General features: G+C 61.7%; 20 protein-coding genes. 6 read left to right on the top strand and 14 right to left on the bottom strand.

Features of this window, described 5'->3' with window-relative positions:
- The first annotated feature begins 29 nt into the window (after nt 1-29).
- Together JMN22_RS21425 and JMN22_RS21420 are read left to right on the top strand one after the other, a co-directional pair.
- Entirely contained in the window at nt 30-533 is a 504-nt protein-coding gene (locus tag JMN22_RS21425) for a M48 metallopeptidase family protein (protein WP_030137848.1), read from the top strand.
- A 4-nt stretch (nt 534-537) separates the two neighbouring features.
- Nucleotides 538-834: a winged helix-turn-helix domain-containing protein gene (locus tag JMN22_RS21420; RefSeq protein ID WP_030137847.1), complete on the top strand. Its 297-nt coding sequence runs from the start codon at nt 538-540 to the stop codon at nt 832-834.
- A gap of 127 nt (nt 835-961) precedes the next feature.
- Here the strand turns inward: JMN22_RS21420 and JMN22_RS21415 are convergent, their stop codons facing one another.
- Nucleotides 962-1,414 (bottom strand): GNAT family N-acetyltransferase, encoded by a 453-nt coding sequence (locus tag JMN22_RS21415; RefSeq protein WP_030137846.1) that lies wholly within the window; start codon nt 1,412-1,414, stop codon nt 962-964.
- Nucleotides 1,415-1,672: 258 nt separating this feature from the next.
- Between JMN22_RS21415 and JMN22_RS21410 the strand changes: the two genes are divergently transcribed.
- On the top strand, nt 1,673-2,410 hold the full coding sequence (locus JMN22_RS21410; RefSeq protein ID WP_198796851.1) for a substrate-binding periplasmic protein: 738 nt from the start codon (nt 1,673-1,675) through the stop codon (nt 2,408-2,410).
- Nucleotides 2,411-2,522: 112 nt separating this feature from the next.
- Here JMN22_RS21410 and yccS read toward each other — a convergent pair whose 3' ends face one another.
- The 9 genes from yccS to betI form a co-directional block, all read right to left on the bottom strand.
- Nucleotides 2,523-4,706, bottom strand: a complete 2,184-nt coding sequence (gene yccS, locus JMN22_RS21405; protein WP_030137844.1) for a YccS family putative transporter — start codon at nt 4,704-4,706, stop codon at nt 2,523-2,525.
- A gap of 175 nt (nt 4,707-4,881) precedes the next feature.
- Nucleotides 4,882-6,060: an NAD(P)/FAD-dependent oxidoreductase gene (locus tag JMN22_RS21400; RefSeq protein ID WP_030137843.1), complete on the bottom strand. Its 1,179-nt coding sequence runs from the start codon at nt 6,058-6,060 to the stop codon at nt 4,882-4,884.
- Between the two features lie 150 nt (nt 6,061-6,210).
- A complete protein-coding gene (gene dbpA, locus JMN22_RS21395; protein ID WP_236010329.1) occupies nt 6,211-7,548 on the bottom strand; it encodes an ATP-dependent RNA helicase DbpA in 1,338 nt (445 codons plus the stop codon).
- Between the two features lie 316 nt (nt 7,549-7,864).
- Nucleotides 7,865-9,292 (bottom strand): multidrug transporter subunit MdtD, encoded by a 1,428-nt coding sequence (gene mdtD / locus JMN22_RS21390; protein WP_198796849.1) that lies wholly within the window; start codon nt 9,290-9,292, stop codon nt 7,865-7,867.
- A 197-nt stretch (nt 9,293-9,489) separates the two neighbouring features.
- Nucleotides 9,490-10,827 carry a TldD/PmbA family protein gene (locus tag JMN22_RS21385; RefSeq protein WP_198796848.1) on the bottom strand — a complete coding sequence of 446 codons (1,338 nt, stop codon included), beginning with the start codon at nt 10,825-10,827 and terminating at the stop codon, nt 9,490-9,492.
- Nucleotides 10,827-12,269: a TldD/PmbA family protein gene (locus JMN22_RS21380; RefSeq protein ID WP_198796847.1), complete on the bottom strand. Its 1,443-nt coding sequence runs from the start codon at nt 12,267-12,269 to the stop codon at nt 10,827-10,829. Before JMN22_RS21380 ends, JMN22_RS21385 begins: the two co-directional genes overlap by 1 nt.
- A gap of 265 nt (nt 12,270-12,534) precedes the next feature.
- Nucleotides 12,535-14,238, bottom strand: a complete 1,704-nt coding sequence (gene betA / locus JMN22_RS21375; RefSeq protein WP_198796846.1) for a choline dehydrogenase — start codon at nt 14,236-14,238, stop codon at nt 12,535-12,537.
- A 147-nt stretch (nt 14,239-14,385) separates the two neighbouring features.
- Nucleotides 14,386-15,858, bottom strand: coding sequence for a betaine-aldehyde dehydrogenase (betB, locus tag JMN22_RS21370; protein WP_030137837.1), 1,473 nt, complete (start codon nt 15,856-15,858; stop codon nt 14,386-14,388).
- Between the two features lie 79 nt (nt 15,859-15,937).
- The gene (betI, locus tag JMN22_RS21365) at nt 15,938-16,558 is read right to left on the bottom strand and encodes a transcriptional regulator BetI (RefSeq protein ID WP_030137836.1); all 621 of its coding nucleotides are present in this window, start codon (nt 16,556-16,558) and stop codon (nt 15,938-15,940) included.
- 364 nt (nt 16,559-16,922) lie between these two features.
- Here betI and JMN22_RS21360 point away from each other — a divergent pair, with 364 nt between their 5' ends.
- The gene (locus tag JMN22_RS21360) at nt 16,923-18,458 is read left to right on the top strand and encodes a BCCT family transporter (RefSeq protein WP_187293291.1); all 1,536 of its coding nucleotides are present in this window, start codon (nt 16,923-16,925) and stop codon (nt 18,456-18,458) included.
- A gap of 195 nt (nt 18,459-18,653) precedes the next feature.
- Here JMN22_RS21360 and choV read toward each other — a convergent pair whose 3' ends face one another.
- The 3 genes from choV to JMN22_RS21345 form a co-directional block, all read right to left on the bottom strand.
- Nucleotides 18,654-19,832 carry a choline ABC transporter ATP-binding protein gene (gene choV / locus JMN22_RS21355; protein WP_030137834.1) on the bottom strand — a complete coding sequence of 393 codons (1,179 nt, stop codon included), beginning with the start codon at nt 19,830-19,832 and terminating at the stop codon, nt 18,654-18,656.
- The gene (gene choW / locus JMN22_RS21350; protein ID WP_030137833.1) at nt 19,829-20,674 is read right to left on the bottom strand and encodes a choline ABC transporter permease subunit; all 846 of its coding nucleotides are present in this window, start codon (nt 20,672-20,674) and stop codon (nt 19,829-19,831) included. Before choW ends, choV begins: the two co-directional genes overlap by 4 nt.
- Before the next feature lie 66 nt (nt 20,675-20,740).
- Nucleotides 20,741-21,688, bottom strand: a complete 948-nt coding sequence (locus tag JMN22_RS21345; RefSeq protein ID WP_030137832.1) for a choline ABC transporter substrate-binding protein — start codon at nt 21,686-21,688, stop codon at nt 20,741-20,743.
- Nucleotides 21,689-22,122: 434 nt separating this feature from the next.
- Here JMN22_RS21345 and JMN22_RS21340 point away from each other — a divergent pair, with 434 nt between their 5' ends.
- Nucleotides 22,123-23,499: an L-serine ammonia-lyase gene (locus JMN22_RS21340; RefSeq protein ID WP_030137831.1), complete on the top strand. Its 1,377-nt coding sequence runs from the start codon at nt 22,123-22,125 to the stop codon at nt 23,497-23,499.
- A gap of 582 nt (nt 23,500-24,081) precedes the next feature.
- Nucleotides 24,082-25,185: a GlxA family transcriptional regulator gene (locus JMN22_RS21335; RefSeq protein ID WP_030137830.1), complete on the top strand. Its 1,104-nt coding sequence runs from the start codon at nt 24,082-24,084 to the stop codon at nt 25,183-25,185.
- 94 nt (nt 25,186-25,279) lie between these two features.
- On the opposite strand, the gene JMN22_RS21330 is transcribed toward JMN22_RS21335, so the two are convergent.
- Nucleotides 25,280-25,543 (bottom strand): hypothetical protein, encoded by a 264-nt coding sequence (locus JMN22_RS21330; RefSeq protein ID WP_030137829.1) that lies wholly within the window; start codon nt 25,541-25,543, stop codon nt 25,280-25,282.
- Between the last annotated feature and the right edge of the window lie 340 nt (nt 25,544-25,883).

Below are 25,883 nucleotides of genomic sequence, written 5' to 3'. Positions count from 1 at the left end.
GCGGCCTTTTGTAATGGTGTGGCCGCCCGATGACTGCGCTCAAATACCTCCAGGCGTACCCCGCCGCCTTGCAAGCCCAGGTGCAACAATTGATCGCCGAGGATCGGCTGGGCGATTACCTGCGCCAGCGCTATCCCGACCGGCATCCGATCCAGAGCGATAAGGCGTTGTACGCCTACGCGCTGGAACTCAAGCAGCAATACCTGCGTAACGCGCCGGCCATCGACAAGGTGCTGTTCGACAATCGCCTGGACCTGACGCATCGTGCACTGGGCCTGCATACAGCCGTGTCGCGGGTGCAAGGTGGCAAGCTCAAGGCCAAGAAGGAAATCCGCATCGCATCGTTGTTCAAGGAGGCGGCGCCCGACTTCCTGAAGATGATCGTGGTTCACGAGCTGGCCCACTTCAAGGAATCGGACCACAACAAGGCGTTCTACCAACTTTGCGAGCACATGCTGCCGGGTTATCACCAGTTGGAATTCGACCTGCGGGTGTACCTGACCTGGCGGGACCTGCAACAAGACAAGGAATGATCGGATGGACGTCAGCAAGACCAAGAGCAGCTTCTATCGTCGCTTGTATGTGGCTTACCTGATCGACAGCGGCCTGGCCAGTAACGTCCCGGCCCTCACCGAAGTCACCGGCATGCCCCGGCGTACGGCCCAGGACACCGTGGCGGCGCTGGCGGACCTGGATATCCTGTGTGAGTTCGAACAAGAAGAAGGCGCGCGCAACCATGCCGGGCGATATCGGATTCGCGATTGGGGGGCGATTGATCGGGGGTGGATCGAGCAGAACCTGGAGCGGATCAGGGCGGTGCTCGGCTATCCCTGAATGCTGGTTGTGTCTGGGTTGGCGTCTTCGCGAGCAAGCCCGCTCCCACAGTGGGATCTTTTGTAGGCACAAAAACTTTGTCTACCTCAGAACCCTTGTGGGAGCGGGCTTGCTCGCGAAGAGGACCTTAAGGACGATGCATGCCGATATGCGGAATCCCATCCTCCAGATACTCGACACCCACCGCTTCAAACCCATACCGCCCGTAATACCCCTGCAGATGCGCCTGGGCCGACAACGAAATCGATGTGCCGGGCCAGTGCTTCTGCGCCTGTTCGAGCGCACGCTCCATCAGCGCATGCCCCAGCCCCTGGCCGCGTGCTTCTGGCGCGATGACCACCCGGCCAATCACCACGTCGCTGTTGCGCGAGTGGGGATCGAGCAAACGAAGGTAGGCGATCAGGTGATTGTCCCGCCAAGCCATCAGGTGGCACGTGTCTCCTTCCAGATCGAGTCCATCCACGTCCGGGTAGGCGCAGCTCTGCTCGACCACGAACACGTCGGCGCGCAATTTTAGAATGGCGTACAGCTGCTCCTTGCTCACGTCGCTGTGATGTTTGCAGACCCAGTCGATATCCATTTTTTGAATTTCCTTGAATGCCTGATGCCGATATTAGGCGTCCTCACGTCGGAAGTCTCTTTTCGATTGGTCGGAAAATCTGTGATAAAGACCAAAATGCCATCATGGATGTGTCGCGGTCTTGTCTTCTTTGTGTAATCTTCGATTCAGCCCTGCGCAGCGGTTTCGATGAGCTAACGTTAGGACCGGACGTCTGCGGATGTCCCTTGGATTTCGGCTAAAAACAAACCGGGCTTGAACCCGTCAAGGATGTTTGGCATGCCGCGATTGCATCGAGTTCTTGCTTTGGTCGGACTGTTGTTGCTGAGCCACAGCGTCTGCGCGCAGAAGTTGCGCCTGGTGGCCGATGCCTGGCCCCCTTTCACCGATTCGACCTTGGTCAACGGCGGCCTGGCGACCGATATCGTCACGACGGCCCTGGCGCGGGCGGGCTATGCCAGTGACTTCGAGCAGGTGCCCTGGGCACGGGCGATGCTGGGCATCAGTGAAGGGCGCTACGACGTGCTGGTCAACGCCTGGTACGCCGAAGAACGCACCCATGTGGGTCAGTTCTCGGCCGAGTATTTGCTTAACCGGGTGCGCTTCATCAAGCGCAAGGATGCGGACATCGAGTTCGATAATCTTCAGCAGCTATATGCCTACCCCGTCGCCGTGGTGCGTGGCTACGCCTATGCCAAGGCGTTCGACGAGGACGCGCAGATGCAGAAGATCCCTGTGCACAACTTTGCGATGGCCGTGCGCATGCTGGCTGCCGACCGGGTGAAACTGACCTTGGAAGATGAGTACGTCGCCCGTTACTACCTGGCTCGGGAATCCCCAAAGGTGCGCAACGCCGTGGAGTTCCTGCCCAAGCCCTTGAGCGAAAACAGCCTGCACATATTGGTCAGCCTGAAGAACCCCGAACACGAGCAGATCGTGGCTGGATTCGATCGTGAAATTGCGGCGATGAGGGCGGATGGGAGTTATGAGCGGCTATTGAAGGCGCATGGGATGTAAGACAGCTGTGTGGCGGGTGCTCATTCGCGAGCAGGCTCGCTCCCACAGGCAAACGTACATTTGTTGTGGGAGCGAGCCTGCTCGCGAAGGGGCCGGCCCATCCACTACAGTCTCAAGCCTCGCTGGTGTCCTTGATCAAATGCGCCGCCAACGTGCGCAACGGCCCCAACTGGCGGCAGATCAAGGCCAATTGAGTCTGCACCAGCCGCTGCCCTTCGTCGATTTCGTCGGGCATCTGCTCAAGCTCGCTGGCCAGTGCTTCCTCTTCGTCACTCTGGATGGCAATCGACTGTTTGCTCGCCAGGCCTTGGGCGATTTCATCGATGCTGGACGCCAGTTTTACGCCCGCGCCGTCGATCAGGTATTCGCGCACTTCAGTTGGCAATTCCGTGCCCCGGTGGGCGCCCAGGCCTGACAGGTAGCTGAGCAACGTGTGGGACAACACCAGGAAGCGGAATCCGACGTCGGCCTCCTTACGGAAATGCCCAGGCTCCATCAGCATGTTCGCCAGCGTGGTGGACAGCGCCGCATCGGCGTTATGGGCGTTGCGTCGGGCCAGGCGATAGGCCAGGTCGTCACTTTTTCCGGCCGCGTATTGCTGCATGATCTGGCGCAGGTAGATGCTGTTGCAGGTGAGCGTGTTGGCGAGCACTTTGTTCAGCCGTCGGCCCTGCCAGTCGGGCAGGAACAGGAACACTGCCAGCCCGGCGATCAGGCTGCCTACCAAGGTATCGAATAGCCGTGGCAGCAGCAGGCCGTAGCCGTCGCCGACCTGGTTGAAGCAGAACAGCACCATGATGGTGATTGCCGCGGTCGCCAGGGTGTAGCGGGTGGTGCGGTTGGTAAAGAATATGACTCCGGCGACGATGGCGAAGCACGACTGCACCAGCGGGTTCGGGAACAGATCGAACAATGCCCAGGCCACCGTCAGGCCGATCGCGGTGCCGATGATCCGCTGGCCGAGCTTGCGCCGGGTGGCGCCGTAGTTGGGTTGGCAAACGAACAGTGTGGTCAGGACGATCCAGTAGCCTTGGGACGGGTGGATCAGGTGCACCATGGCGTAGCCCACGCTCAAGGCCAACGGCAATCGCAGCGCGTGACGAAACAGCAGCGAGGTGGGCGTGAGCTGGGTACGCAGGCGTACCCAGACGTCCTTGAGGTTGCGTGGTGAGCGGTCCAGGAGGCTGCTGTCGGTGGCGTCGGCCAACGCGTCGGGATTGCTCGCATCGCTGAGCAGACGGTCCATCGTGCCAAGGTTCACCGACAATGCGCGCAGCGAACGCAGCAAACCGCGCCAGGCCGGGTTGCTCTGGATGCGCAAATGTTCGAGGGACGCGTGCAGGTCGTTCAACGCTTCGGCAAAGCTGTCGTCATAGACGAACGGCTGGCGCAGCTGGATCGACTCCGCCAGAGCCTGGCAGGCCTTGCCCTGCTGGCGCAGCAGGCGCTGGCAGCGGAACAGCACATCGCTGTGAAAGAAGGCTTCGGCCAGCGCGTTATAGGGGTAATGGGAAGAGCTCGCGCGTTCGTGGATGTCCTGGGCGAGAAAATACAGCTTCAGGTAGCGGCTGACTTTCGAGCCGGGTCGGCCGTTGCCGACGCGGTGCAGGATGATTTCCTTGGCGCTGTTGAGCGCGGCGACGACCCGACCGTTCTGCTGGGCCAGTTCCAGGCGTCGCGCCTCGACGTCCAGGTGGCGGATCGGTTCGAGCAACGACGACTTGAGCTTCAGGTAACGCCCCAATTCGCGAAACAGTCGCGCCAGGCTTTGCTGCACGGGCTGGTTGGAAAACAGCGCGTGCCAGAGGACCGAGAGCAGGCCATACCATGCGGCACCGGCGACCAGCAGTGAAGGTTCGTGCCAGAAGTCAGTCACCGCGCCGCCGCGCTGGTCCACGCCGATGACGGTGTAGACCGAGAGAATCAAGGTGGCCGAGGCGATCGCGCCGTAGCGCTCGCCCAAGGCGCCAAGCATGGTCAGGCCAAAGGCAGCCAGGGCCAGGGCGACTATGAACAGGACGGGATAGGGAAACAGCAACTCCACCGACAACGCGGCAACGGTGAAGCACACCAGCGTCACGACCAAGGCGTTGAGGCGGCCTTGCCAACTGTCATCGGTCTCGGCCAGGGCGCTGGCGATGATGCCCAGGAACAGGGGAATCAGCAGCCCCATTTCATCCAGATACCAGCACAGCCCCATGCTGCCGGTCAGGGCGATGAACACCCGCACGCTATAACTGAACTTGTCCAGCGCCCAAAGGCGCCGCAGGGATTGGCTAAACGAGGTCGATGACATGAAGTGCAAGGGCCTGACGGGCAATGACGCTAAATTGAGGCAGTAATGACGCCGATGCAATGGCGGCGATCACATCTGACAGCAAAAAGTGTTCCGGAGGATGAAGGACACTTACACCTCTGTGGCGAGGGGATAAATCCCCTCGCCACAAAAGCAGGCTCAACATGGGGTGGGATCAGACGTACTGCGCCGCCGCATACCCCGAAGCCCAGGCCCACTGAAAGTTGAACCCGCCCAGGTGCCCGGTGACATCCAGCACTTCGCCGATGAAGTACAGCCCGGGGCTTTTCAACGATTCCATGGTCTTGGACGAGACTTCCCGGGTGTCGACGCCACCCAGCGTGACTTCGGCGGTGCGGTAGCCTTCAGTGCCGGCAGGGACGACGTTCCAGCTCGCCAGTTTCTCGGCGATGTCCGCCAGCTCCGCGTGGGTGTATTGCTTCATGGGTTTGGAGGCGAACCAGGTGTCGGCCAGCAGGTTGGCCATTTTCTTGGTGAACAGCTCGCCCAGCAGTGTTTTCAATTCGCTGTTGGGACGTTCGGCCTGTTGCTGCTGCAGCCATTGCGGCACGTCGTGGTCGGGCAAAAGGTTGATCTGCACCGTGTCCCCTGGTTCCCAGAACGAGGAAATCTGTAATATCGCCGGGCCGCTCAGGCCGCGGTGGGTGAACAGGATGTTCTCGCGAAAACTCTGGCCATTGCAGCTCACCAGGCAATCGACCGAGGTGCCCGACAGTTCGGTGCACAGCGTCTTGAGCTGGTCGGTGATGGTGAACGGCACCAGCCCGGCGCGAGTTGGCAGCAACTCATGGCCAAACTGCTTCGCCACCTGATAGCCGAAACCGGTCGCCCCGAGGGTCGGAATCGACAACCCGCCGGTCGCGATGACCAGGGATTGGCAGGCGAGGGCGCCGAGGGTGGTTTGCAGCAGGTAGCCGCCGTCGGTCTTTTCGATCTGCTCGATCGAGGTGTCCAGGTGCAGGTTGACGCCGGCCTGGTCGCATTCGTCCAGCAGCAGGCCGAGGATGTCGCTGGACTTGTTATCGCAAAACAATTGGCCGAGTTTTTTCTCGTGATAGGGCACGCCGTGCTTGGCCACCAGCGCGATGAAATCCCATTGGGTGTAGCGGGCCAGCGCCGATTTGCAGAAGTGTGGGTTCTGCGAAAGGAAATTGCCTGGCTCGGTGTACATATTGGTGAAATTGCAGCGTCCACCGCCCGACATGAGGATTTTCTTGCCGGCCTTGTTGGCGTGGTCCAGCAGCATCACTTGGCGTCCGCGCGCGGCAGCGGTCAGCGCGCACATCAACCCCGCGGCGCCAGCGCCAATGATCACGACTTCGGTAGAGCGCAAAACGGTGTCCTCTCAGCTTTCCACAATACTGAATGTGGGAGCGAGCTTGCTCGCGATAGCGGTGGTTCAGTCAACATCGAGGTGACAGAACTGACGCCATCGCGAGCAAGCTCGCTCCCACAGTTTGATATCTGTTGGGTTGGCGACCGGTTACAGGATCCGCACCCGCAACGAGCGGCCCTTGATCTTGCCATCGTTCAGCCGTTGCAGCGCCTGCTTGGCGATCCCGCGTTCCACGGCCACGTAGGCCTGGAAATCGAAGATCGCGATTTTGCCGACCTGGGCGCCGGGAATGCCGGCGTCGCCGGTCAGGGCACCAAGGATGTCGCCGGGACGGACCTTGTCCTTGCGCCCGGCGCCGATGCACAGGGTGCTCATCGCTGGCAGCAACGGGCCGCCACCCTGGGGCTTGAGGTTGTCCAGTTGGTCCCAGCTCAGCGGCGACTTCTGCAGTTGCTCGATAGCCTGGGCGCGGTGGGCTTCGGACGGCGCCACCAGGCTGATGGCGATGCCTTTCTCACCGGCGCGGCCGGTGCGGCCGACGCGGTGGATGTGGATTTCCGAATCCCGGGCCAGTTCGACGTTGATCACCATGTCCAGGGCATCGATGTCCAGGCCGCGGGCCGCCACGTCGGTGGCCACCAGCACCGAAGTGCTGCGGTTGGCGAACATCGCCAGCACCTGGTCGCGGTCGCGTTGTTCAAGGTCGCCGTGCAGGCCGACGGCGGAGATGCCCTTGGACGTCAGGTGATCGACGGTTTCCTGGACCTGCTGCTTGGTGAAGCAGAACGCCACGCAAGAAGCCGGGCGGAAATGCGCCAGGACCTTGACCACCGCGTCCATGCGCTCCTCGGGCGAGATCTCGTAGAAACGCTGCTCGATCTGCGCGTCGGAGTGGAACGCCTCGGCCTTCACTTGCTGTGGGTCACGCATGAACTTGGAGGCTAGCTGCTTGATGCCCACCGGGTAGGTGGCGGAGAACAGCAGTGTCTGGCGGCGTTCCGGGGTCTGCTGGATGATGTCTTCAATGGCGTCGTAGAAGCCCATGTCGAGCATGCGATCGGCTTCGTCGAGAATCAGCGTATTGAGGCCGTCGAGCACCAGCGAGCCCTTGCGCAGATGCTGCTGGATGCGCCCCGGCGTGCCGACGATGATGTGGGCGCCGTGTTCGAGGGAGGCGATCTGCGGGCCGAACGACACGCCGCCGCACAGGGTCAGGACCTTGATGTTGTCTTCGGCGCGGGCCAGGCGGCGGATTTCCTTGGCAACCTGGTCGGCCAGCTCGCGGGTTGGGCACATCACCAGGGCCTGGCAGCCGAAATAGCGCGGGTTGATCGGGTTCAGCAGGCCGATGCCGAAGGCGGCAGTCTTACCGCTGCCGGTCTTGGCCTGGGCGATCAAGTCCATGCCCTTGAGGATCACCGGCAAGCTTTGCGCCTGGATCGGCGTCATCTGGGCATAACCGAGTGATTCGAGGTTAGCCAGCATGGCGGCGGACAGCGGCAAAGTATTAAAAGCGGTGGCAATGGTGGTCACGGGACTGGCCTGCAAAACAAAATGTCGCGCAGTGTAGCAGCCTCGTGCCACTTTCTTCGAAAGTTCTGGACGAGCTGTGAGGGCCGAACCGCAGAACATGTGGCGGGGATTTATTGTGGCGAGGGGATTTATCCCCGCTGGGCTGCGAAGCAGCCCCTAGGATGGTCACCTTGGTGGATCAGGGAGAGCGCATTCAGCCTTTTTGGGGCTGCTGCGCAACCCAGCGGGGATAAATCCCCTCGCCACAAAAGCTCCCCAATTCCACTGGTCAGTGTTCGATATGCTCATCCGGGCGTTTCACCCGTCGCCCGTCTTCGCGTGACAACTGGGAAAAGATCGTCGCCGCCAGCATCGCCATGATCCCCACCGTCACGAAGGTCAATTGGAACGCGCCCAGCACCGTGTCCACGCCGTCGTTGCCAACCTGGGCCGTGAAGCCGCCAAGCAAGGCTCCGGCGCAAGCCACGCCGAGGCTCAGGGACAGTTGCGCCACCACCGACAACAGGCTGTTGCCACTGCTGGCGCTGGCATCGTCCAGGTCGATCAGGGTCACGGTGTTCATCGCGGTGAATTGTAGCGAGTTGATCGCCCCCAGCACTGCCAGATGCGCCAGCAACAGCCAGTACGGCGTCTGTTCGCTGACCAGCCCCATGCTCGCCAGCATCACGCCCAGGGCGAGGGTATTGGCGGTAAGGACAATGCGATAGCCGAAGCGCTCGATCAATGGCCGGGCGACCGATTTGGCGACCATCGCCGCGGCCGCCAGGGGCAGCATGCTCATCCCGGCCTGGGAGGGCGAATAACCCAAGGCGACTTGCAACAACAACGGCACCAGGAACGGCAGGGCGCCGCTGCCCAGGCGCGCGAACAGGTTGCCGAGGATGCCCACGGCGAAGGTCCGGGTCTTGAACAGCGACGGTGGGAACAGCGCGTTCTCGACGTGCCCGGCCCGCAACCAGTAGGCCGCCAGGCAGGCCATGCCGCCGAACAGCAGCAACATCACCCGCAGGTGCGGCAGGTGCAATTCACCCAGGCCTTCCATGGCAATGGTGATCAGCACCATCGCCGCGCCGAACAACAGGAAGCCAAGGCCATCGAAACGTGTGCGCTCAGTGCCGCGCAGGTCTGGAATGAACTTCCAGACCGCATAACAGCCGATCACTCCCACCGGCAGATTGATGATGAAGATCCAATGCCAGGTCATGTACTCGACCATCCAGCCGCCCATGGTCGGGCCGATCAGCGGGCCGAGCAGGCCGGGGATGGTAATGAAGCCCATGATCCGCACCAGCTCCGAGCGCGGATACGCCCGTAATACCACCAGCCTGCCCACCGGCAACATCAGTGCACCGCCCAAGCCCTGGATCACCCGTGCGCCGATCAGCATGCTCAGCGAATTGGACAAGGCGCACAGCAGCGAGCCGAAGCTGAACAGCAGGATTGCGCCGAAGAAAATCTTCTTGGTGCCGAAGCGGTCGGCGATCCATCCCGAGGCCGGGATCAGCAATGCCACGGTGAGCATGTAGGCAATGATCACGCCTTGCATGCGCAGTGGGTTTTCCGCCAGGTCGCTGGCCATGGCGGGCAGGGCGGTATTGAGGATGGTCCCGTCGAGGGACTGCATGAAAAAGGCAATCGCCACGACCCACGGGAGCCAGCGGGCGGTGACGGCATCGAGGGGAGCGCGGTTGGGCATGGGACCTCTTGTGTGGACAGTGGACATTGACCTGCAGCGAAAGCGCTTTGTGGCGAGGGGATTTATCCCCGCTGGGCTGCGAAGCAGCCCCCGATCTACCAGCCCAGTAAAACAGGCGGAGCCTATTCAAGCTTCTTGGGGTCGCTTCGCAACCCAGCGGGGATAAATCCCCTCGCCACAGGTTCTGTGTTTGCTAACTACAGGGTCAAGGTCAAGCGCTTCACCAACGCCCCCGGCAACAACATCGAGGCCGTGGCCCGTTGGCTGTAGGTGCTGGCCGAAAGCAGAAGTTCCCGCTCCCGGGTCAGCGCTTCGAGGTGCGAGCCCAGCAGGCTGTAGACGCTGTCGTCGAAACGCATGGTACTGACCGGAGCCTGGATCTGGCCGTTCTCGACCCAGAACGTGGCGAAGCGGGTCATGCCGGTCAGGCGCGCCGCCGGTTGGTCCGAGTAGTTCAGGTACCAGAGGTTGCTGATGTACAGCCCGGTGCCGAGTTCTTCGAGGATGTATTTCTGCTCCAGTTGCCCGCCCTGCATGTCCAGCGCCGTAGGGTATTCATAGCTGCTGGCGCCATTGGCAGTGAGACCATATTCGGCGGCGCTGCGGGAGTTGACCAGTCGCGCGTTGGCCGTGCCCTTGGCAATCAGCGTCAGGTCGTCGCGGGGATAACCTTCGTCGGAAAACGCCGGGCTCAAGGAGCCGCTGACCTGCTCGGTCAACCACACGTTGGGACTGAAGTGGGCCTCGCCAGCGTAGAACTTCTGCAGCGGGCTCTGCTTGCTGGCAATCGCCCGGGCGGAAAAACCGCCCCAACTGAGCATGCCCATGATCTCTTCCAGGGCGGCCGGCGCCAGATAAGCGCGGTATTCGCCGGGCGGCAGCGTGCGCAGCGGGCGGCCGAGAAACTCCAGTTGCTCGCGAGCCTGTTCGAAGCGCCGGGCGAATCCCTCGCGGCTCCATTCATGCCCGGCGTAGCTGGCTTTCACTGCCTGGCCGTTCTCATGGAACAGGCTGAAGTCGAAGTTGAAACTGTTGGCCTGGTGCCAGCCGAATGCGCCTGAAGAACTGGCGAAACCGCGGCTGATGGGCCCCGCAGCATAGAACCCGACCAGATCCAGGCCTTCGGCGGCGCGGGTGATTTCAGCGACGGCCTGCTCCGTTTCGGGCAGTGGATGGGCCTGCACGTTGTCGCTGCGCCAGTGATTCTGGTTGAGCAGCAGGTAGGGATCGGCAGGCAACAGCGGCAAGGTTTCGCGCAGTTGCCGTAGCCCTTCGGCCAAGCGTTGCAGGTCGGTCTCGGTGTCACCGGACAAGGTGATCTGCAAATCGGCATGACGGCCGTCGTTGATCAATTTGAAACTGACATTCGCCTGCTGCACCTGGCCGGCCTGGCGGACCTTGCCGTGGTTGAAGCGTACGAAGGCCGAAGACTCGGCGGCGTAGCCGAGGGTGAATTGTTCAGGTTCGCGCAGCGCATCGCGTAGCCAATCGACCAACGCCTTGAACGCCCCCGCTTGATTATTGACAGTGCTCATCAGGCGTCTCCCCCAAACACATCGACATTGCTGAACACACAGGCCGGCGACGCATGGCCGACGCGGATGACCTGGTTCGGTTCGCCCTTGCCGCAGTTCGGCGTGCCCAGAACCTGGGACGTGCTCGCATCGCCCACCGCTCTCAGGCTCTTCCAGAATTGCGCGGAGATGCCCCGGTAGTTGGGGTTCTTCACCACATCCTTGAGCTCACCGTTTTCGATCAACTGGCCCCATTCGCAACCGAACTGGAACTTGTTGCGGGCGTCGTCGATGGACCAGGACCGGTTAGTGCGCATCAACACGCCGTGCTCGATGCCCTGGATCAGTTGCTCCAGGGATTGGTCGCCGGGTTCGATGTTCAGGTTCGCCATGCGATCGATGGGGGGGCGGTTCCAACCGCAGGCGCGGCTGTTGGCGACACCGTCGAGGCCAGCGCGGAACTGCGACAGCGCCCCGCCCAATGGACGCAACAGCAGCCCTTCACGAATCAGGAACTGCTTGCTCGCGGCGCTGCCGTCGTCGTCATGGCTGTAGCTCGCCAGTTCCTCGGGAATATCCGGGTCGAAGGTCACGTTCAACAGGCTGGAGCCATATTGCAAGTGGCCGAAATCGCTGGTCTTGACGAAGCTGGTACCGGCGTAATTGCGCTCATCCCCGAGGATGCGGTCCAGTTCCAGCGGATGGCCGATGGACTCGTGGATCTGCAGCATCATCTGGTCGGGCATCAGCAGCAGGTCACGCGGGCCTGCTGGGGTATTCGGCGCCATGAGCAACTGCAGGGCCTGGTCGGCGATTCTCGGGCCGGCGCCGATCAGGCCGCAACGGCTGATCACATCGAAGCCGCCTTGCTGGCCGAAATTTTCCCGGCCCAGGGTGCGGGTCTGGCTGTCGTGGCCGTCGAAGGCGGTGACGTCCAGGGCCGGGTAGATGAAGCGTTGGGCCTGGCGCAACTCAGCGCCGGCACTGTTGAGGTAGATCTGCTCGACCTGGGTCAGGCCGATGCTGGCCTGCCAGTTCACCAGGCGTTCGTCGGTGGGCACCGAAGCCGATTCGTCGCCGAGCAGTTGGTAGCAATCGCTCAGCGGAGGGAAAGCCTGGTCGAAATGCGGCGAGAAGTAGTCGGCACGGTCGCTGGACACCGCTTGCTCGCGCAAGTCGAGCAAGGCATGGGGCTTGAGCCGACGAGCGTGTTGCTCGGCGCGCTCCAGTGCCGCTTGCAGGCCGGCCTGGGATAGATCATTGGTGGCCGCGTAGGCCTCGACGCCGTTGACCCGCACGGTGAGCATCGCCCCTTCGTCGCGGTTCAGGCTCGGTGGTTCGGCGACGTTCTTGCGCACCGACAGGTGCTGGCCGGACTCACGGACATAACGCAGGGAAAAGAATTCAGCACCCGTGCGCAAGGCAGCAAACCGCTGCTTGAGCTGGGGATGGAAGTCGAACATGAAACCTCCTTGTCTGGAGTGGCGATGCAGCGAGGTGCGGCGCATTGACGCGGTGGCTCTAGAGTAGGCCTGGGGCGGGGGAGGGATCAAGGCAGATGGAGTTTTGCGGTGTCAGGCTGGACGCCTTCGTCGGATCGCCGCCCGGAGCAGGCTCCCACATTGGATCTTTGGTAGGTCACAAAATCCGTGTCCACCACCGAACCCCTGTGGGAGCGAGCTTGCTCCGGGCGGCGATCCGACGAAGGCCGCGCCGCGGTCTTGAGTCTTACTGTGCAGCCGTCGCCACTTCACGCACCGGCTTGCCGCGCACCGGCGCATCACCGGCCACGTAGTACGGTGCGGTGCTGCGCGGCAACGGCTTGCGACCACGGATCTTGTCGGCGATTTTCTCGGCCATCATGATCGTCGGCGCATTGAGGTTGCCGGTGGTGATGATCGGCATGATCGAGGCGTCGACCACGCGCAACCCTACCATGCCATGCACGCGGCCTTCGCCGTCTACCACGGCCATGTCGTCGGTGCCCATCTTGCACGAGCAAGACGGGTGGAACGCGGTTTCGGCATGCTCGCGGATGAACTGGTCCAGTTGTTCGTCCGTCTGCACCTCGATGCCCGGGCTGATCTCGCGGCCACGGAAGGCGTCGAGCGCCGGTTGTTGCATGATCTCGCGGGTCAGGCGGATGCCGTCGCGAAATTCCTGCCAGTCCTGCTCGGTGGCCATGTAGTTGAACAGGATGCTCGGGTGCTGGCGCGGGTCCTTGGACTTGGCCTGGATCCGACCACGGCTCGGCGAGCGCATGGAGCCCATGTGCGCCTGGAAACCATGTTCCTTCACGCCGTTGCTGCCGTTGTAGTTAATCGCCACCGGCAGGAAGTGGTACTGGATGTTCGGCCATTCGAAATCCGGACGAGTACGGATGAAACCACCGGCTTCGAACTGGTTGCTGGCGCCGATGCCGGTGCCGTTGAACAGCCACTCGGCACCGATGGCCGGCTGGTTGTACCAGAGCAACGACGGGTACAGCGAGACCGGTTGGGTGCAAGCGTATTGCAGGTACAACTCCAGGTGATCCTGCAGGTTTTCGCCGACGCCCGGCAGGTCATGGACCACCGGGATGTCGAGATTCTTCAGCAGCTTGGCCGGGCCAACGCCGGAGCGCTGGAGGATCTGCGGCGAGGCAATGGCGCCGGAGCACAGCAGCACTTCCTTGCGCGCCCGAGCTTCGACGCGCTCTTCAGCGGCGCCCACCAGGTAGCGCACGCCGACCGCACGCTTGCCTTCGAACAGGATCTTGTCGGTCAGGGCGTGGGTGACGATGGTCAGTGTCGAGCGCTTCTTGGCGATGTCCAGGTAACCACGGGCGGTACTGGCGCGACGGCCGTTGGGCGTGACGGTACGGTCCATCGGGCCGAAACCTTCCTGCTGATAACCGTTGAGGTCGTCGGTACGCGGGTAACCGGCCTGCACGCCGGCTTCGACCATGGCGTGGAACAACGGGTTGTTACCGGCCTTGGGCGTGGTCACGCTGACCGGGCCGTCGCCGCCGTGGTAGTCGTTCGGGCCGATGTCACGGGTTTCGGCCTTGCGGAAATACGGCAGGCAATCGAGGTAGGTCCAGTCTTCCAGGCCCGGCAGCTTGGCCCAGTTGTCATAGTCCAGGGCGTTGCCGCGGATGTAGCACATGCCGTTGATCAGCGAAGAACCGCCCAGGCCCTTGCCGCGTCCGCACTCCATGCGACGGCCGTTCATGTGCGGCTCCGGGTCGGTTTCATAGGCCCAGTTGTAGCGACGGCCCTGGAGAGGAAATGCCAGGGCGGCGGGCATTTGCGTACGGAAGTCGAGGCGATAGTCCGGGCCGCCGGCTTCGAGCAGCAGGACGGTGACGCCTTCGTCTTCGGTCAGGCGGGTGGCCAGGGTGTTACCGGCCGAGCCGGCACCGATGATGATGTAATCGAATTCTTGGGACATGAAATGCACCCTCTTTTTGAGTTGGGTTCAGGTCAGGCCTGGCGAGTGCTTCGCACTCGATCGCGAGCAAGCTCGCTCCCACATTGGAATGGGGACTCCTGTGGGAGCGAGCTTGCTCGCGATGGCGGCCGCAGAGGCAACGTCGGTTTAGAACACCGACGTGTAGTCGCCCATCTCGACCTGCACCGACTTGATGCGGGTGAAGTTGTTCAGCGAGCTGATCCCGTTCTCCCGGCCCACGCCCGATTGCTTGTACCCACCGACCGGCATTTCCGCCGCCGATTCGCCCCAGGCGTTGATCCAGCAGATGCCGGCTTCGAGCTGGTGGATCACGCGGTGGGCGCGGTTCAGGTCGCGGGTCACGACGCCGGCGGCCAGGCCGAAGTCGGTGTCGTTGGCGCGGCGGATCACTTCTTCTTCGGTGTCATAGGTGAGGATGCTCATCACCGGGCCGAAGATTTCTTCGCGAACGATGGTCATGTCATCGGTGCAATCGGTGAACACGGTCGGCGCGACGAACGCGCCCTTGGCGAATTCGCCTTCGGTCAGGCGTCCACCGCCGCACAGCAAGCGCGCGCCTTCGGCTTTGCCTTTCTCGATGTAGCCCAACACGCTTTCCATGTGGGCGAAGCTCACCAGCGGGCCGAAGTTGGTGTTTTCGTCTTCAGGGTTACCGACGCGGATGCGCGCCACGCGCTCGACAATCTTGGCTTCGAACGCCGCTTTGAGGTGGCTCGGCACGAACACGCGGGTGCCGTTGGTGCAGACCTGGCCGGAGCTGTAGAAGTTGGCCATCATCGCGGTGTCGGCGGCGCGGTCCAGGTCAGCGTCGTCGAAGATGATCAGCGGCGACTTGCCGCCCAGTTCCATGGTCACGTCCTTGAGCGACGAGCTCGAGGCGCTGGCCATGACTTTCTTGCCGGTGTCGGTGCCGCCGGTGAAGGAGATTTTCTCGATGCGCGGGTGCTCGGTCAGCCAGGTGCCGACTTCGCGACCGCTGCCGGTCAGCACGTTGAACACGCCCGCTGGAACGCCGGCCTCGGTGTAGATCTCGGCCAGTTTCAGGGTGGTCAGCGAGGTGACTTCGCTTGGCTTGAAGATCATCGCGTTACCGGCGGCCAGGGCCGGGGCGGATTTCCACAGGGCGATCTGGATCGGGTAGTTCCACGCGCCGATACCGGCGACCACGCCCAGGGGCTCGCGACGGGTGTAGATGAAGGAAGTGGTGCGTAGCGGAACCTGCTCGCCTTCGATGGCGGGCACGAGGCCGGCATAGTATTCCAGCACGTCGGCGCCGGTGACGATGTCGACGTATTTGGTTTCGGAGAACGATTTGCCGGTGTCCAGGGTTTCCAGGGCGGCCAGCTCATCGTTGCGCTCGCGCAGGATGTCCACGGCGCGGCGCAGGATGCGCGAGCGTTGCATGGCGGTCATGGCGGCCCAGACTTTCTGGCCTTTTTCGGCGCTGGCCACGGCACGCTCGACGTCCTCGAACGTTGCGCGCTGCACCAAGGCGAGCACTTCACCGTTGGCCGGGTTGATGGCTTCGAAGGTGGCGTCGCCGCTGGCATCGCTGTACGCGCCATCGATGTAGAGTTTTTGCAGTTCGAAACGGGCCATAAAGTCCTCGCAAGTGCATAAGTGGTTGGCTGAGCACCGAGCGTGTCGTTCATAGCTGACTACGCGCTGCGGTGGCGGTTCAGGTGGCGAGCGATTCTGTGTGCTCTGGCATTCCTGACTTGGCCAGTTGGAAATCCATGTATTCGTAAGCGATCTGGTGTGCCTGGGCGGTATCGAATGCGTCTCCCGACAGTGCCCCGCGCAGCCACAAACCGTCAATCAGCGCGGCCAGGCCCCGTGCCGCGCTGCGCGCCTGGTCAACAGGCAACACGCGGCGGAACTGGCAACACAGGTTGGAATACAGACGGTGATCGTTGATCCGCTGCAACCTGTGCAATGACGGGTGATGCATGCTGGTGGCCCAGAAGGCCAACCAGGTTTTCATCGCCGGACCGTTGACCTGGCTGGCGTCGAAGTTGCCTTCGATGATCACCTTCAGGTGAGCTCGCGGGCTCGAATCCGTCAGCGCTTGGCGACGCGCGGTGACGTTCTCGCTCAGGACACTCATCAGGTACTGGGCCGTCGCCGCGATCAGGCCATTCTTGTCCTGAAAGTAGTGACTGATGATGCCGTTCGAAACACCGGCCAAACGGGCGATCAGCGCAATGCTGGCGTCCCCCATTCCGACCTGATCGACCGCCTGCAAGGTGGCTTCGATCAATTGCTGGCGGCGGATGGGTTGCATACCGACCTTGGGCATCTGCAAATCTCCTTGGGCCATCGGGCGGACGAGTTCGGTCCGCCTTCATGAGGGCCAGTCTATTTTGTTTTGATTGAACGTTCAATCAACAAAGAATAAGCTCTGCGACAATTCGTCGCGATTTACCGAAATTTCCTACGCGTAAATGGCGCGGAAGCGAGACATCAAGGACCCAAGACCCGCGCATGACGGGGGCGAGGGCTCCAAGGGTGTCTTTATAACACCCGCCGGTCGGCTGCCCACTCACCGATTGGTCGGGTATCGCGTTGCCTTGTCCTTCTCTCGCACTGCCTGGAGCATCCGTGCAATGAGTTCTGCCTTGCTAATAAAGACCCCACCGCAAAAGGTGACGGTCAACGGTTGGGTGTTCTACACCTCCACCGCGCTGATCCTGCTGCTCACCGCCATATTGATCATTGCGCCACAAGAGGCCGGCCGGTTGCTTGGCATTGCCCAGGCGTGGCTGTCCCGCAGCTTTGGCTGGTACTACATGGTGGTGATCGCCGCCTACCTGGTGTTCGTGGTGGGCCTGGCGCTTTCCTCCTACGGCAAGCTCAAGCTGGGCAGCAAGCACGACACGCCGGACTTCAGCTACGGCGCCTGGGCCGGGATGCTGTTTTCGTCGGGCATTGGCATTTCCTTGTTGTACTTTGGTGCGTCCGAGCCGCTGGATCATTTCTTCAACCCGCCCGAAGGCGTGGCCGGCAGCCAGATGGCCGCGCGCCAGGCCGTGCAGTTGACGTTCTTACACTGGGGCCTGCATGGCTGGGCGATCTATGCCTTGGTGGGCCTGGCCGTGGCGTATTTCGCCTACCGGCACAACCAACCGCTGGCGCTGCGCTCGGCCTTGTATCCATTGGTGGGCGAGCGCTGGGTCAAGGGCGCGGCGGGTCATGCCGTAGACGGTTTCGGCATGTTCGTCACGTTGCTGGGGCTGGTGACCAACCTGGGGATCGGTTCGCTGCAAGTCGCGTCCGGGCTGGAAAACCTGTTCGGCATCGAGCACAGCAACACCAACCTGCTGATCGTGATCATTGTGATGAGCACCGTGGCGACCATCGCCGCTGTCTCGGGCGTGGAAAACGGCATTCGCCGACTCTCGAACCTGAACATCGTGTTGTTCAGCGGCTTGCTGATCTTCGTGTTGTTGTTCGGTCCGACCCTGCACCTGCTCAACGGTTTCGTGCAGAACGTCGGTGACTACCTCAACGGCGTGATTCTCAAGACGTTCGACCTGTATGTGTATGTCGACGACAGCGCCAAGTCCGACCGCTGGCTGGGTCTGTGGACCCTGTTCTACTGGGCCTGGTGGATTTCCTGGGCGCCTTTCGTCGGCATGTTCATCGCGCGGATTTCCCGTGGGCGTACCGTGCGCGAACTGGTGGCGGGCGTGTTGCTGATTCCCCTGGGCTTTACATTGGCGTGGCTGTCGATCTTCGGTAACTCGGCCCTGGACCTGGTGATGAATCAAGGGGCGGTGGAACTGGGCAAGACGGCGCTGACGCAGCCGTCCATGTCGATCTATCAGTTGCTGGAGTTTTACCCGGCCTCGAAAGTCGTGATCGGCGTGTCGATCTTCGTCGGTTTCGTGTTGTTCCTGACCCCGGCCGACTCCGGCGCGGTGATGATGGCGAACCTTTCGTGCAAGGGCGGCAGTGTCGATGAGGATGCACCGCACTGGTTGCGGATTTTCTGGTCGGTGGTGATCACACTGGTGACCGTTGGCCTGTTGTTCGCCGGTAACTTCGAGGCGATGCAGACCATGGTGGTGCTGGCTGGGCTGCCGTTCTCGGTGGTGCTGGTGGTCTTCATGTTCGGGCTGCACAAGGCCATGCGCCAGGATGTGCAGGCTGAGCAGGAGCGGGCGGAGTTGGCGGCGCTGGGTCGGGTCTTTAGCTGACCCGTTCGATAGTTGTGAACACTGTTGTAGCGAGGGGATTTATCCCCGCTGGAGTGCGCAGCGCTCCCAAAGCCATTGGGGCTGCTGCGCAACCCAGCGGGGATAAATCCCCTCGCCACAAGAGCATTCCAATTCTTGTTTCTGCACAGACAAAAACGCCGCGATCATCTCGCGGCGTTTTTGTCTGCGTGGGGCTTAGCCCAGGTTCTTGCCGAGCAGCGCGTGGTACAGCTCGCTGTCACCGAGGATGCCGACGACTTTCTGGTTGTCATGCAGCACCAGCTTGTTGCCGGTCTGGTAGCGGATCTGCAAGGCATCGCGCATGCCGATGTTCGAATCCACCAGTGTCGGGCGGCGGCCCAGGCCTTCGACGGCTTGGCCCGGCGCCCAGTTCTGCAAGTCCAGCGCGGCGCCGTTCTGCCGGGCGCCCTTGATGGTATTGCCTTCGGCCAGGTCGAGCCAGGAGTCACCGCCCGGGTCCAGGCATACCGAACCGTTGATGCGCTTGCAGTTGTCCAGGGTGCGCATCAGGCTGCGACCGCAGAGCACGTTGAGCGGGTTGGTATGGGCGACGAATGTACGCACGTAATCGTCCGCCGGGTTGAGCACAATCTCTTCTGGCTTGCTGTACTGGATGATCCGGCCGTCTTTCATGATCGCGATACGGCTGCCCAGCTTCAGGGCTTCGTCGAGGTCGTGGCTGACGAACACGATGGTCTTGCTCAGCTTGCGCTGCAGCTCCAGCAGTTCGTCCTGCAGACCTTGGCGGATCAGCGGGTCGAGGGCCGAGAACGGTTCGTCCATCAACAGGATATCGGCGTCCATCGCCAGGGCGCGGGCCAGGCCGACCCGTTGCTGCATGCCGCCGGACAATTCGTCAGGCTTCTTGTTGCGCCACTGGGTCAGGCCCACCAGCTCAAGCTTCTCATCCACCAGCTTCTTGCGTTCCTTCTCCGGTCGGCCCTGCATTTCCAGGCCGAAGCTGATGTTCTCGCGCACCGTCAGCCAAGGCATCAGGGCGAATTTCTGGAACACCATGGCGATGCGTTTGGTGCGCATCATCTTCAGTTCGGCGGGGGTGCAGGAGGCGATGTCGATCTGCCGGCCTTCGTGCTCGACGAACAATTTGCCGCGACTCACCGTGTTCAAGCCGTTGATGCAACGCAGCAGGCTGGATTTGCCGGAACCGGACAGGCCCATCAGCACACAGATCTCGCCTTTTTCGATGTCGAGGCTGGCCTTTTCCACACCGACGATCTGCCCGGTCTTCTTCAGGATTTCGTTGCGGGTCATGCCCTTGTCGAGCAGCTTGAGGGCTTCGCGTGGATCTTTGGCAAAGATCACGTCGACCTCTTCGAAGCGGATTATGCTCATGCGTCACCCCCTACTTTGGCGTCGGGTTGTTTGCAGATTCGGTCGAGCATGATCGCCAGCAATACGATCGCCAGGCCGGCTTCGAAGCCCAGGGCGATATCAGCGGTGTTCAGTGCGTTGACCACAGGTTTGCCCAGGCCGTCGGCGCCCACCAGTGCCGCGATTACCACCATCGACAACGACAGCATGATGCACTGGGTGATACCGGCCGCGATGCTTGGCATTGCGTGGGGCAGTTCGATGCGCGACAGCAGTTGGCGACGGGAGCAGCCGAAGGCTTTGCCGGCGTCCATCAGTTCTTCCGGAACGTCGCGGATGCCCAGGTAGGTCAGGCGGATGGGGGCGGCAATCGCGAACACCACCGTGGAGATCAAGCCTGGGACCACACCCAGACCGAAGAGAGTCAGGGTAGGAATGAGGTAGACGAAGGTCGGTACGGTCTGCATCAGATCGAGTACGGGACGCATCAGGGTGTAGAACATCGGCTTGTGCGCGGCAACAATGCCCAGCGGCACGCCGATCAGCACGCAGACCAGGGTCGCGAACAGCACCTGGGCGAGGGTTTCCATGGTCTCTTGCCAGTAACCCAGGTTGAGGATCAGCAAGAAGGACGCGATGACGAAAACGGTCAGGCCCCATTTGCGCTGGATGAAGTGCGCCAGTAGCGCAATGAGGCCGATCAGGGCCAGGGGGTTGAACCAGGTCAGCGCAAACGTCACGCCGTGAATCATCGTTTCCAGGAACAGCGCGATTGCGTCGAAAGTGTTGGCGCCGTTTTGCGTCAACCATTCGACAAAGCCCGCGATGTACTGGCCCAAGGGTATTTTCTGATCAATAAGCATGGTAGTGAACGTCCGCATGCAAGGAATAAACAGCCCGGGCGAGCGAACCCGCCCGGCATAAACAAGTTACAGACCGAGCTTGCCTTTCACGGCCTCCAGGCCAGGTTTACCGTCAATGGTGGTGACGCCAGCGAGCCAGGTATCGAGCACCTGTGGATTTTTCTTCAGCCAGGCCTTGGCGGCGGCCTCGGGTTTCATCTTGTCGTCGAGCACGTTGCCCATCAGCGTGCTTTCCATGTCGACGGTGAACTCCAGGTTTTTCAACAGCTGGCCAACGTTGCTGCATTCCTGGCTGTAGCCTTTGCGGGTGTTGGTCGCCACGGTAGCGGCACCGAAGTCGGGGCCGAAGAAGTCGTCGCCGCCGGTCAGGTACTGGATTTTGAAGCGGGTATTCATCGGATGCGGCGCCCAGCCGAGGAACACCACGTCGGTCCCGCGCTTGGAGGCGCGATCGACCTGGGAGAGCATGCCGGCCTCACTGGACTCGACGACCTTGAAGCCCGCGTCCTTCAGACCGAAGGCGTTCTTCTCGATCATGCTCTGGATCAGGCGGTTGCCGTCGTTGCCCGGTTCGATCCCGTAGATCTTGCCGTCGAGCTCTTTCTTGAATTTAGGGATGTCGGCGAAATCGTGCAGGCCTTTGTCATACAGGGCCTGGGGAACGGCGAGGGTGTATTTGGCACCCTTGAGGTTGGTGCGCACGGTTTCCACGGTGCCGGCTTCGCGATAGGCCTTGATGTCGTTTTCCATGGTCGGCATCCAGTTGCCGAGGAACACGTCCATGTTCTTGCCATCGGCCAGGGACTTGTAGGTCACCGGCACCGAAATCATCGTGGTCTTGGTCTTGTAGCCGAGGGCATCGAGCACCACGCTGGTGGTGGCGGTGGTTACGGTGATGTCGGTCCAGCCGACATCGGAGAAGTTGACGGTGCTGCATTGAGCGGGCTCTGCAGCGTTGGCCAGCATTGGAAGACTCAGCATGGCGGCCAACAACAACGGCTTGGAACCTTTCATGGGTGGACTCCTGGTGTTTTATTGGCAGTGTCCGGTCGGGACAACCGCGCTTTTTTGCTTTTTTTAAGTTGCGGTTGGTGGCGCGTGAGCACGCTTTGTGACACGCGGCCTTGCAAACGAGCCGTAACCGATCATGTACCAGTGCAAATCCGACGCCTACAGGGTGAGTCGTATCCAGTACAGGGAGGGTCGCATCCAGTGTTGGTGACGTCGTTTACAGATTTTTTCGGCCCTCGGCTGGCTTCTGACACGCAAAAAAACGTCGTAAAACCGGGGCGACAAGGACGCGGCGCTGGTGGGCATGATTGCGTCGGTGTCAGACGTCGAAAGCCCATTCAAAAGCCGGATGATGCGGCCATCCCGGCGTTGAGCGTAGCAGCTCCGCCACCGGGCGCTCCTGCGCCCGGATGTGACCGTTCTGGAGATTCAAGGCAATGGCAATCAGCGTATTCGACCTGTTCAAGATTGGTATCGGCCCATCCAGTTCCCACACCGTGGGGCCGATGCGCGCCGCGGCGCTGTTTCTTGAAGCGTTGCGCGCGAAGTCGCTGCTGCACGAGGTGCGCCGGGTCGAGGTGCAGCTGTTCGGTTCGTTGTCGGCCACCGGCATTGGCCACGGCAGCGATACCGCCACGATCATGGGGTTGATGGGTGAATGGCCCGACTCGATCGACCCGTCGCAGATCGGCACGCGCATCGAGCTGCTGCGCGAGACCGAGACCCTGTTGCTCGATGGTCGCCTGCCGGTGCCTTTCGTCTGGTCCCGGGACATGCGCCTGCTCGACGAAAACCTGCCGTTCCACCCCAACGCGATGACGCTGGTGGCCGAGGGCGACAACGGCGAGCTGCACCGCGACACCTACTATTCGGTCGGCGGCGGATTCGTCGTCGACCAGGCCCAGGCCTCCAGCGGCGTGATGGACCTGGACACCACCGAGTTGCCCTACGACTTTTCCAGCGCCGAAGAACTGCTCGGGTTGTGCCGCACGCACAATTTGCGGGTGGCTGAACTGATGATGGCCAACGAGAAGGTCTGGCGGTCGGAAGAGGAGATTCGCAGCGGCCTGATGAAACTCTGGCGGGCCATGCAGAGCTGCGTGGAGCAGGGCCTCAAGCATGAAGGCATCTTGCCGGGCGGCTTGAATGTACGTCGGCGGGCGGCCAAATTGCACCGCAGCCTGCAAGAATTGAACAAACCAAACGTGATCGGCTCGACCCTGAGCGCCATGGAGTGGGTCAACCTGTTCGCCCTGGCAGTCAACGAGGAAAACGCCGCCGGTGGGCGCATGGTCACGGCGCCGACCAATGGCGCGGCGGGAATCATTCCGGCGGTGCTGCATTACTTCATGAAGTTCAGCGAGGCGGTCACCGACGCCAACGTCGTGGATTATTTCCTCGGCGCGGCGGCGGTTGGGATCCTGTGCAAGAAAAACGCCTCGATCTCGGGCGCCGAAGTGGGCTGCCAGGGTGAGGTCGGCTCGGCCTGCGCCATGGCGGCGGCGGGCCTGGCGGAAATCCTCGGGGCCTCGCCGGAGCAACTGTGCAACGCGGCGGAAATCGGCCTGGAACACAACCTCGGCCTGACCTGCGATCCGGTGGGCGGCCTGGTCCAGGTGCCGTGCATCGAGCGCAACGCGATCGCTGCGGTGAAAGCCATCAACGCAGCACAAATGGCCTTGCGCGGTGACGGCCAGCATTTCATTTCCCTGGACCGAGTGATCCGCACCATGCGCGATACCGGCGCCGACATGCACGACAAATATAAAGAGACATCGCGGGGCGGGCTGGCGGTCAGTGCGGTGGAGTGTTGATTCGAAATCTCCACCGGACTCTGTGGCGAGGGAGCTTGCTCCCGCTGGGGCGCGAAGCGCCCCCGAGGCGACGTCATGATCTCCCAAGAATAGTTCGCAAGCCGAATTTGCGACCGCTTCGCGGTCGAGCGGGAGCAAGCTTCCTCGCCACCGATGAATGTAAAAACCGCTCGTAAAATGAACACCCGCTCGCAAATGCGCCACCTTTTAGCGCGTCGCAAACAGATAAGGCGTGACTTGTCGGTCACGACCTCGGACGCCGCGCTACCGTCCGTCCCCGCGCTTGCGGTGACAACCATCGCGCAAACGGCGCAGCCCAGTTACCACAAGTGCTACCGATCTGCTCACAGCCCGCTGTGGTAGGCGCCTGCGGCCCTTGATGGCACTTATAACCCAGCCTCGACAGGCCCCTTATATAGACAGGCCGGCATGTCGTTTTCAGGAGTTATTGAACGCGTATTCAAATTTAGGCATGGCAATTGCTCTATCCCGATAAAGCCCCGTCTCACGCAAGAGAACGGTGGGCAATAACAAGAGCCTCCGCCTGAGGCCATCACCCGCTTTGTGTGAGGAGATACCGCGATGACGACGTCCAACTCCGGGGCCCAACCCCAGAACCGTGCGCCTCAATCCATCGGCTTTCTGCTGCTGGACAATTTCACGCTGATTTCCCTGGCGTCCGCGGTGGAACCGCTACGCATGGCCAACCAACTGTCCGGTCGCGAGCTGTATCGCTGGACTACCCTGACCGTCGATGGCGGCCAGGTCTGGGCCAGTGACGGTTTGCAGATCACGCCGGACGCCTCCATGCACAAGGCGCCGTCCCTGGACACCGTCATCGTCTGCGGCGGCATCGGCATTCAACGCACGGTTACCCGCGAACATGTCTCATGGCTGCAAGGCCAGGCCCGTCAGTCCCGTCGCCTTGGCGCGGTCTGCACCGGCAGTTGGGCCCTGGCCTGCGCCGGCCTGCTGGACGGTTTCGATTGCAGCGTGCACTGGGAATGCCTGGCGGCGATGCAGGAAGCCTTTCCACGGGTGTCGATGAGCACGCGCCTGTTCACCCTCGACCGCAACCGTTTCACCAGCTCCGGTGGCACCGCGCCGCTGGACATGATGCTGCACCTGATCAGTCGCGATCACGGTCGCGAGCTGTCGGCGGCAATCTCCGAAATGTTTGTCTACGAGCGTATTCGCAACGAGCAGGACCATCAGCGCGTGCCGCTCAAGCACATGCTTGGTACCAACCAGCCGAAGCTGCAGGAAATCGTCGCGCTGATGGAGGCCAACCTCGAAGAGCCGATCGACCTGGACGAACTGGCGGTGTACGTCGCCGTGTCCCGGCGCCAGCTGGAGCGCCTGTTCCAGAAGTACCTGCATTGCTCGCCGTCGCGCTATTACCTCAAGCTGCGACTGATTCGGGCGCGACAACTGCTCAAGCAGACACCGATGTCGATCATCGAAGTGGCCTCGGTGTGCGGCTTCGTCTCCACCCCGCACTTCTCCAAGTGCTACCGCGAGTACTTCGGCATTCCGCCACGGGATGAGCGCGTCGGTTCCAACACCACGCAACAGGTGGCAATGATGCCGCTGCCGCAGGCGCTGGTGCTGTCGCCGCTGTCCGGCCCGCTGTCGGCGCTGAGCCAGGCGCGCAACGAGTCGACGTTTGCCAGCGTGAGGCTGTAAGACCTCAGCACCTTCATCGCGAGCAAGCTCGCTCCCACAGATTTTGTGTCGTTCACGAATCCTGTGGGAGCGAGCTTGCTCGCGATTGGTTTTCTCAGGCGCTATGGTTCTGCTGGTATTGCGTCAACGCTGGCAGCAGTTGCTTGTCGATCGCCTGGCGCACGGCCGGAAGGATGGTCGCGCTGCTGGTATACATCTCCTTGACCATCCGCCGCAGTTCATTGGCGCGAGCCCTATCCAAACCGCGCACGGCACACTCACAGGCCTGCTCGGCCGTCGAGCCGCTGGGAATCTGCAACCCCAGGGCCTTGAGATGGCCCAACAGGTCTTCCTGGTCGATCAAATCGGCGTACATCATGACGCTTTTCCTTGTTCAGGGATTGGGGTCGTGTCTCGATTCTGGTAGCCACCCGAAGCGGCGGCAAGGGCAAATCGTCGTTCTGTCATGAATGACTATGAACGCGTCGTTTTCGGCTAACTCGCCGGGTCCTGGACTGGGCACACTGGCCCCAAGCTGAATCACGATGGTTTGGTCACCCTCGCGCAACAGCTCCTCCAGTAACGCTCCTGCCCCGATCCTGTCACGGCTTGATCGGGGATTTTTTTTGCCTGTGAAAATCAGGGCGTGATGGGTTGTTTGACAGGGCGCTATCGCGAGCAAGCTCGCTCCCACAGGGGTTCTGTGTCGTTCACAAAAT

The sequence above is a fragment of the Pseudomonas sp. HB05 genome, from assembly GCF_016756915.1.
GTDB classification, from domain to species: Bacteria; Pseudomonadota; Gammaproteobacteria; order Pseudomonadales; family Pseudomonadaceae; genus Aquipseudomonas; species Aquipseudomonas alvandae.
The sequence above is the reverse complement of the archived record's forward strand: the minus strand, read 5'-3'. Positions and strand labels throughout refer to the sequence as shown.

What these genes read in the sequence shown, in the direction of transcription:
- JMN22_RS21425 (WP_030137848.1), top strand. Translation starts at nt 30, where the DNA reads ATGACTGCGCTCAAATACCTCCAGGCGTACCCCGCCGCCTTGCAAGCC.
- JMN22_RS21420 (WP_030137847.1), top strand. Translation starts at nt 538, where the DNA reads ATGGACGTCAGCAAGACCAAGAGCAGCTTCTATCGTCGCTTGTATGTG.
- JMN22_RS21415 (WP_030137846.1), bottom strand. Translation starts at nt 1,414, where the DNA reads ATGGATATCGACTGGGTCTGCAAACATCACAGCGACGTGAGCAAGGAG.
- JMN22_RS21410 (WP_198796851.1), top strand. Translation starts at nt 1,673, where the DNA reads ATGCCGCGATTGCATCGAGTTCTTGCTTTGGTCGGACTGTTGTTGCTG.
- yccS (WP_030137844.1), bottom strand. Translation starts at nt 4,706, where the DNA reads ATGTCATCGACCTCGTTTAGCCAATCCCTGCGGCGCCTTTGGGCGCTG.
- dbpA (WP_236010329.1), bottom strand. Translation starts at nt 7,548, where the DNA reads ATGCTGGCTAACCTCGAATCACTCGGTTATGCCCAGATGACGCCGATC.
- mdtD (WP_198796849.1), bottom strand. Translation starts at nt 9,292, where the DNA reads ATGCCCAACCGCGCTCCCCTCGATGCCGTCACCGCCCGCTGGCTCCCG.
- JMN22_RS21385 (WP_198796848.1), bottom strand. Translation starts at nt 10,827, where the DNA reads ATGAGCACTGTCAATAATCAAGCGGGGGCGTTCAAGGCGTTGGTCGAT.
- JMN22_RS21380 (WP_198796847.1), bottom strand. Translation starts at nt 12,269, where the DNA reads ATGTTCGACTTCCATCCCCAGCTCAAGCAGCGGTTTGCTGCCTTGCGC.
- betA (WP_198796846.1), bottom strand. Translation starts at nt 14,238, where the DNA reads ATGTCCCAAGAATTCGATTACATCATCATCGGTGCCGGCTCGGCCGGT.
- betB (WP_030137837.1), bottom strand. Translation starts at nt 15,858, where the DNA reads ATGGCCCGTTTCGAACTGCAAAAACTCTACATCGATGGCGCGTACAGC.
- betI (WP_030137836.1), bottom strand. Translation starts at nt 16,558, where the DNA reads ATGCCCAAGGTCGGTATGCAACCCATCCGCCGCCAGCAATTGATCGAA.
- choV (WP_030137834.1), bottom strand. Translation starts at nt 19,832, where the DNA reads ATGAGCATAATCCGCTTCGAAGAGGTCGACGTGATCTTTGCCAAAGAT.
- choW (WP_030137833.1), bottom strand. Translation starts at nt 20,674, where the DNA reads ATGCTTATTGATCAGAAAATACCCTTGGGCCAGTACATCGCGGGCTTT.
- JMN22_RS21345 (WP_030137832.1), bottom strand. Translation starts at nt 21,688, where the DNA reads ATGAAAGGTTCCAAGCCGTTGTTGTTGGCCGCCATGCTGAGTCTTCCA.
- JMN22_RS21340 (WP_030137831.1), top strand. Translation starts at nt 22,123, where the DNA reads ATGGCAATCAGCGTATTCGACCTGTTCAAGATTGGTATCGGCCCATCC.
- JMN22_RS21335 (WP_030137830.1), top strand. Translation starts at nt 24,082, where the DNA reads ATGACGACGTCCAACTCCGGGGCCCAACCCCAGAACCGTGCGCCTCAA.
- JMN22_RS21330 (WP_030137829.1), bottom strand. Translation starts at nt 25,543, where the DNA reads ATGATGTACGCCGATTTGATCGACCAGGAAGACCTGTTGGGCCATCTC.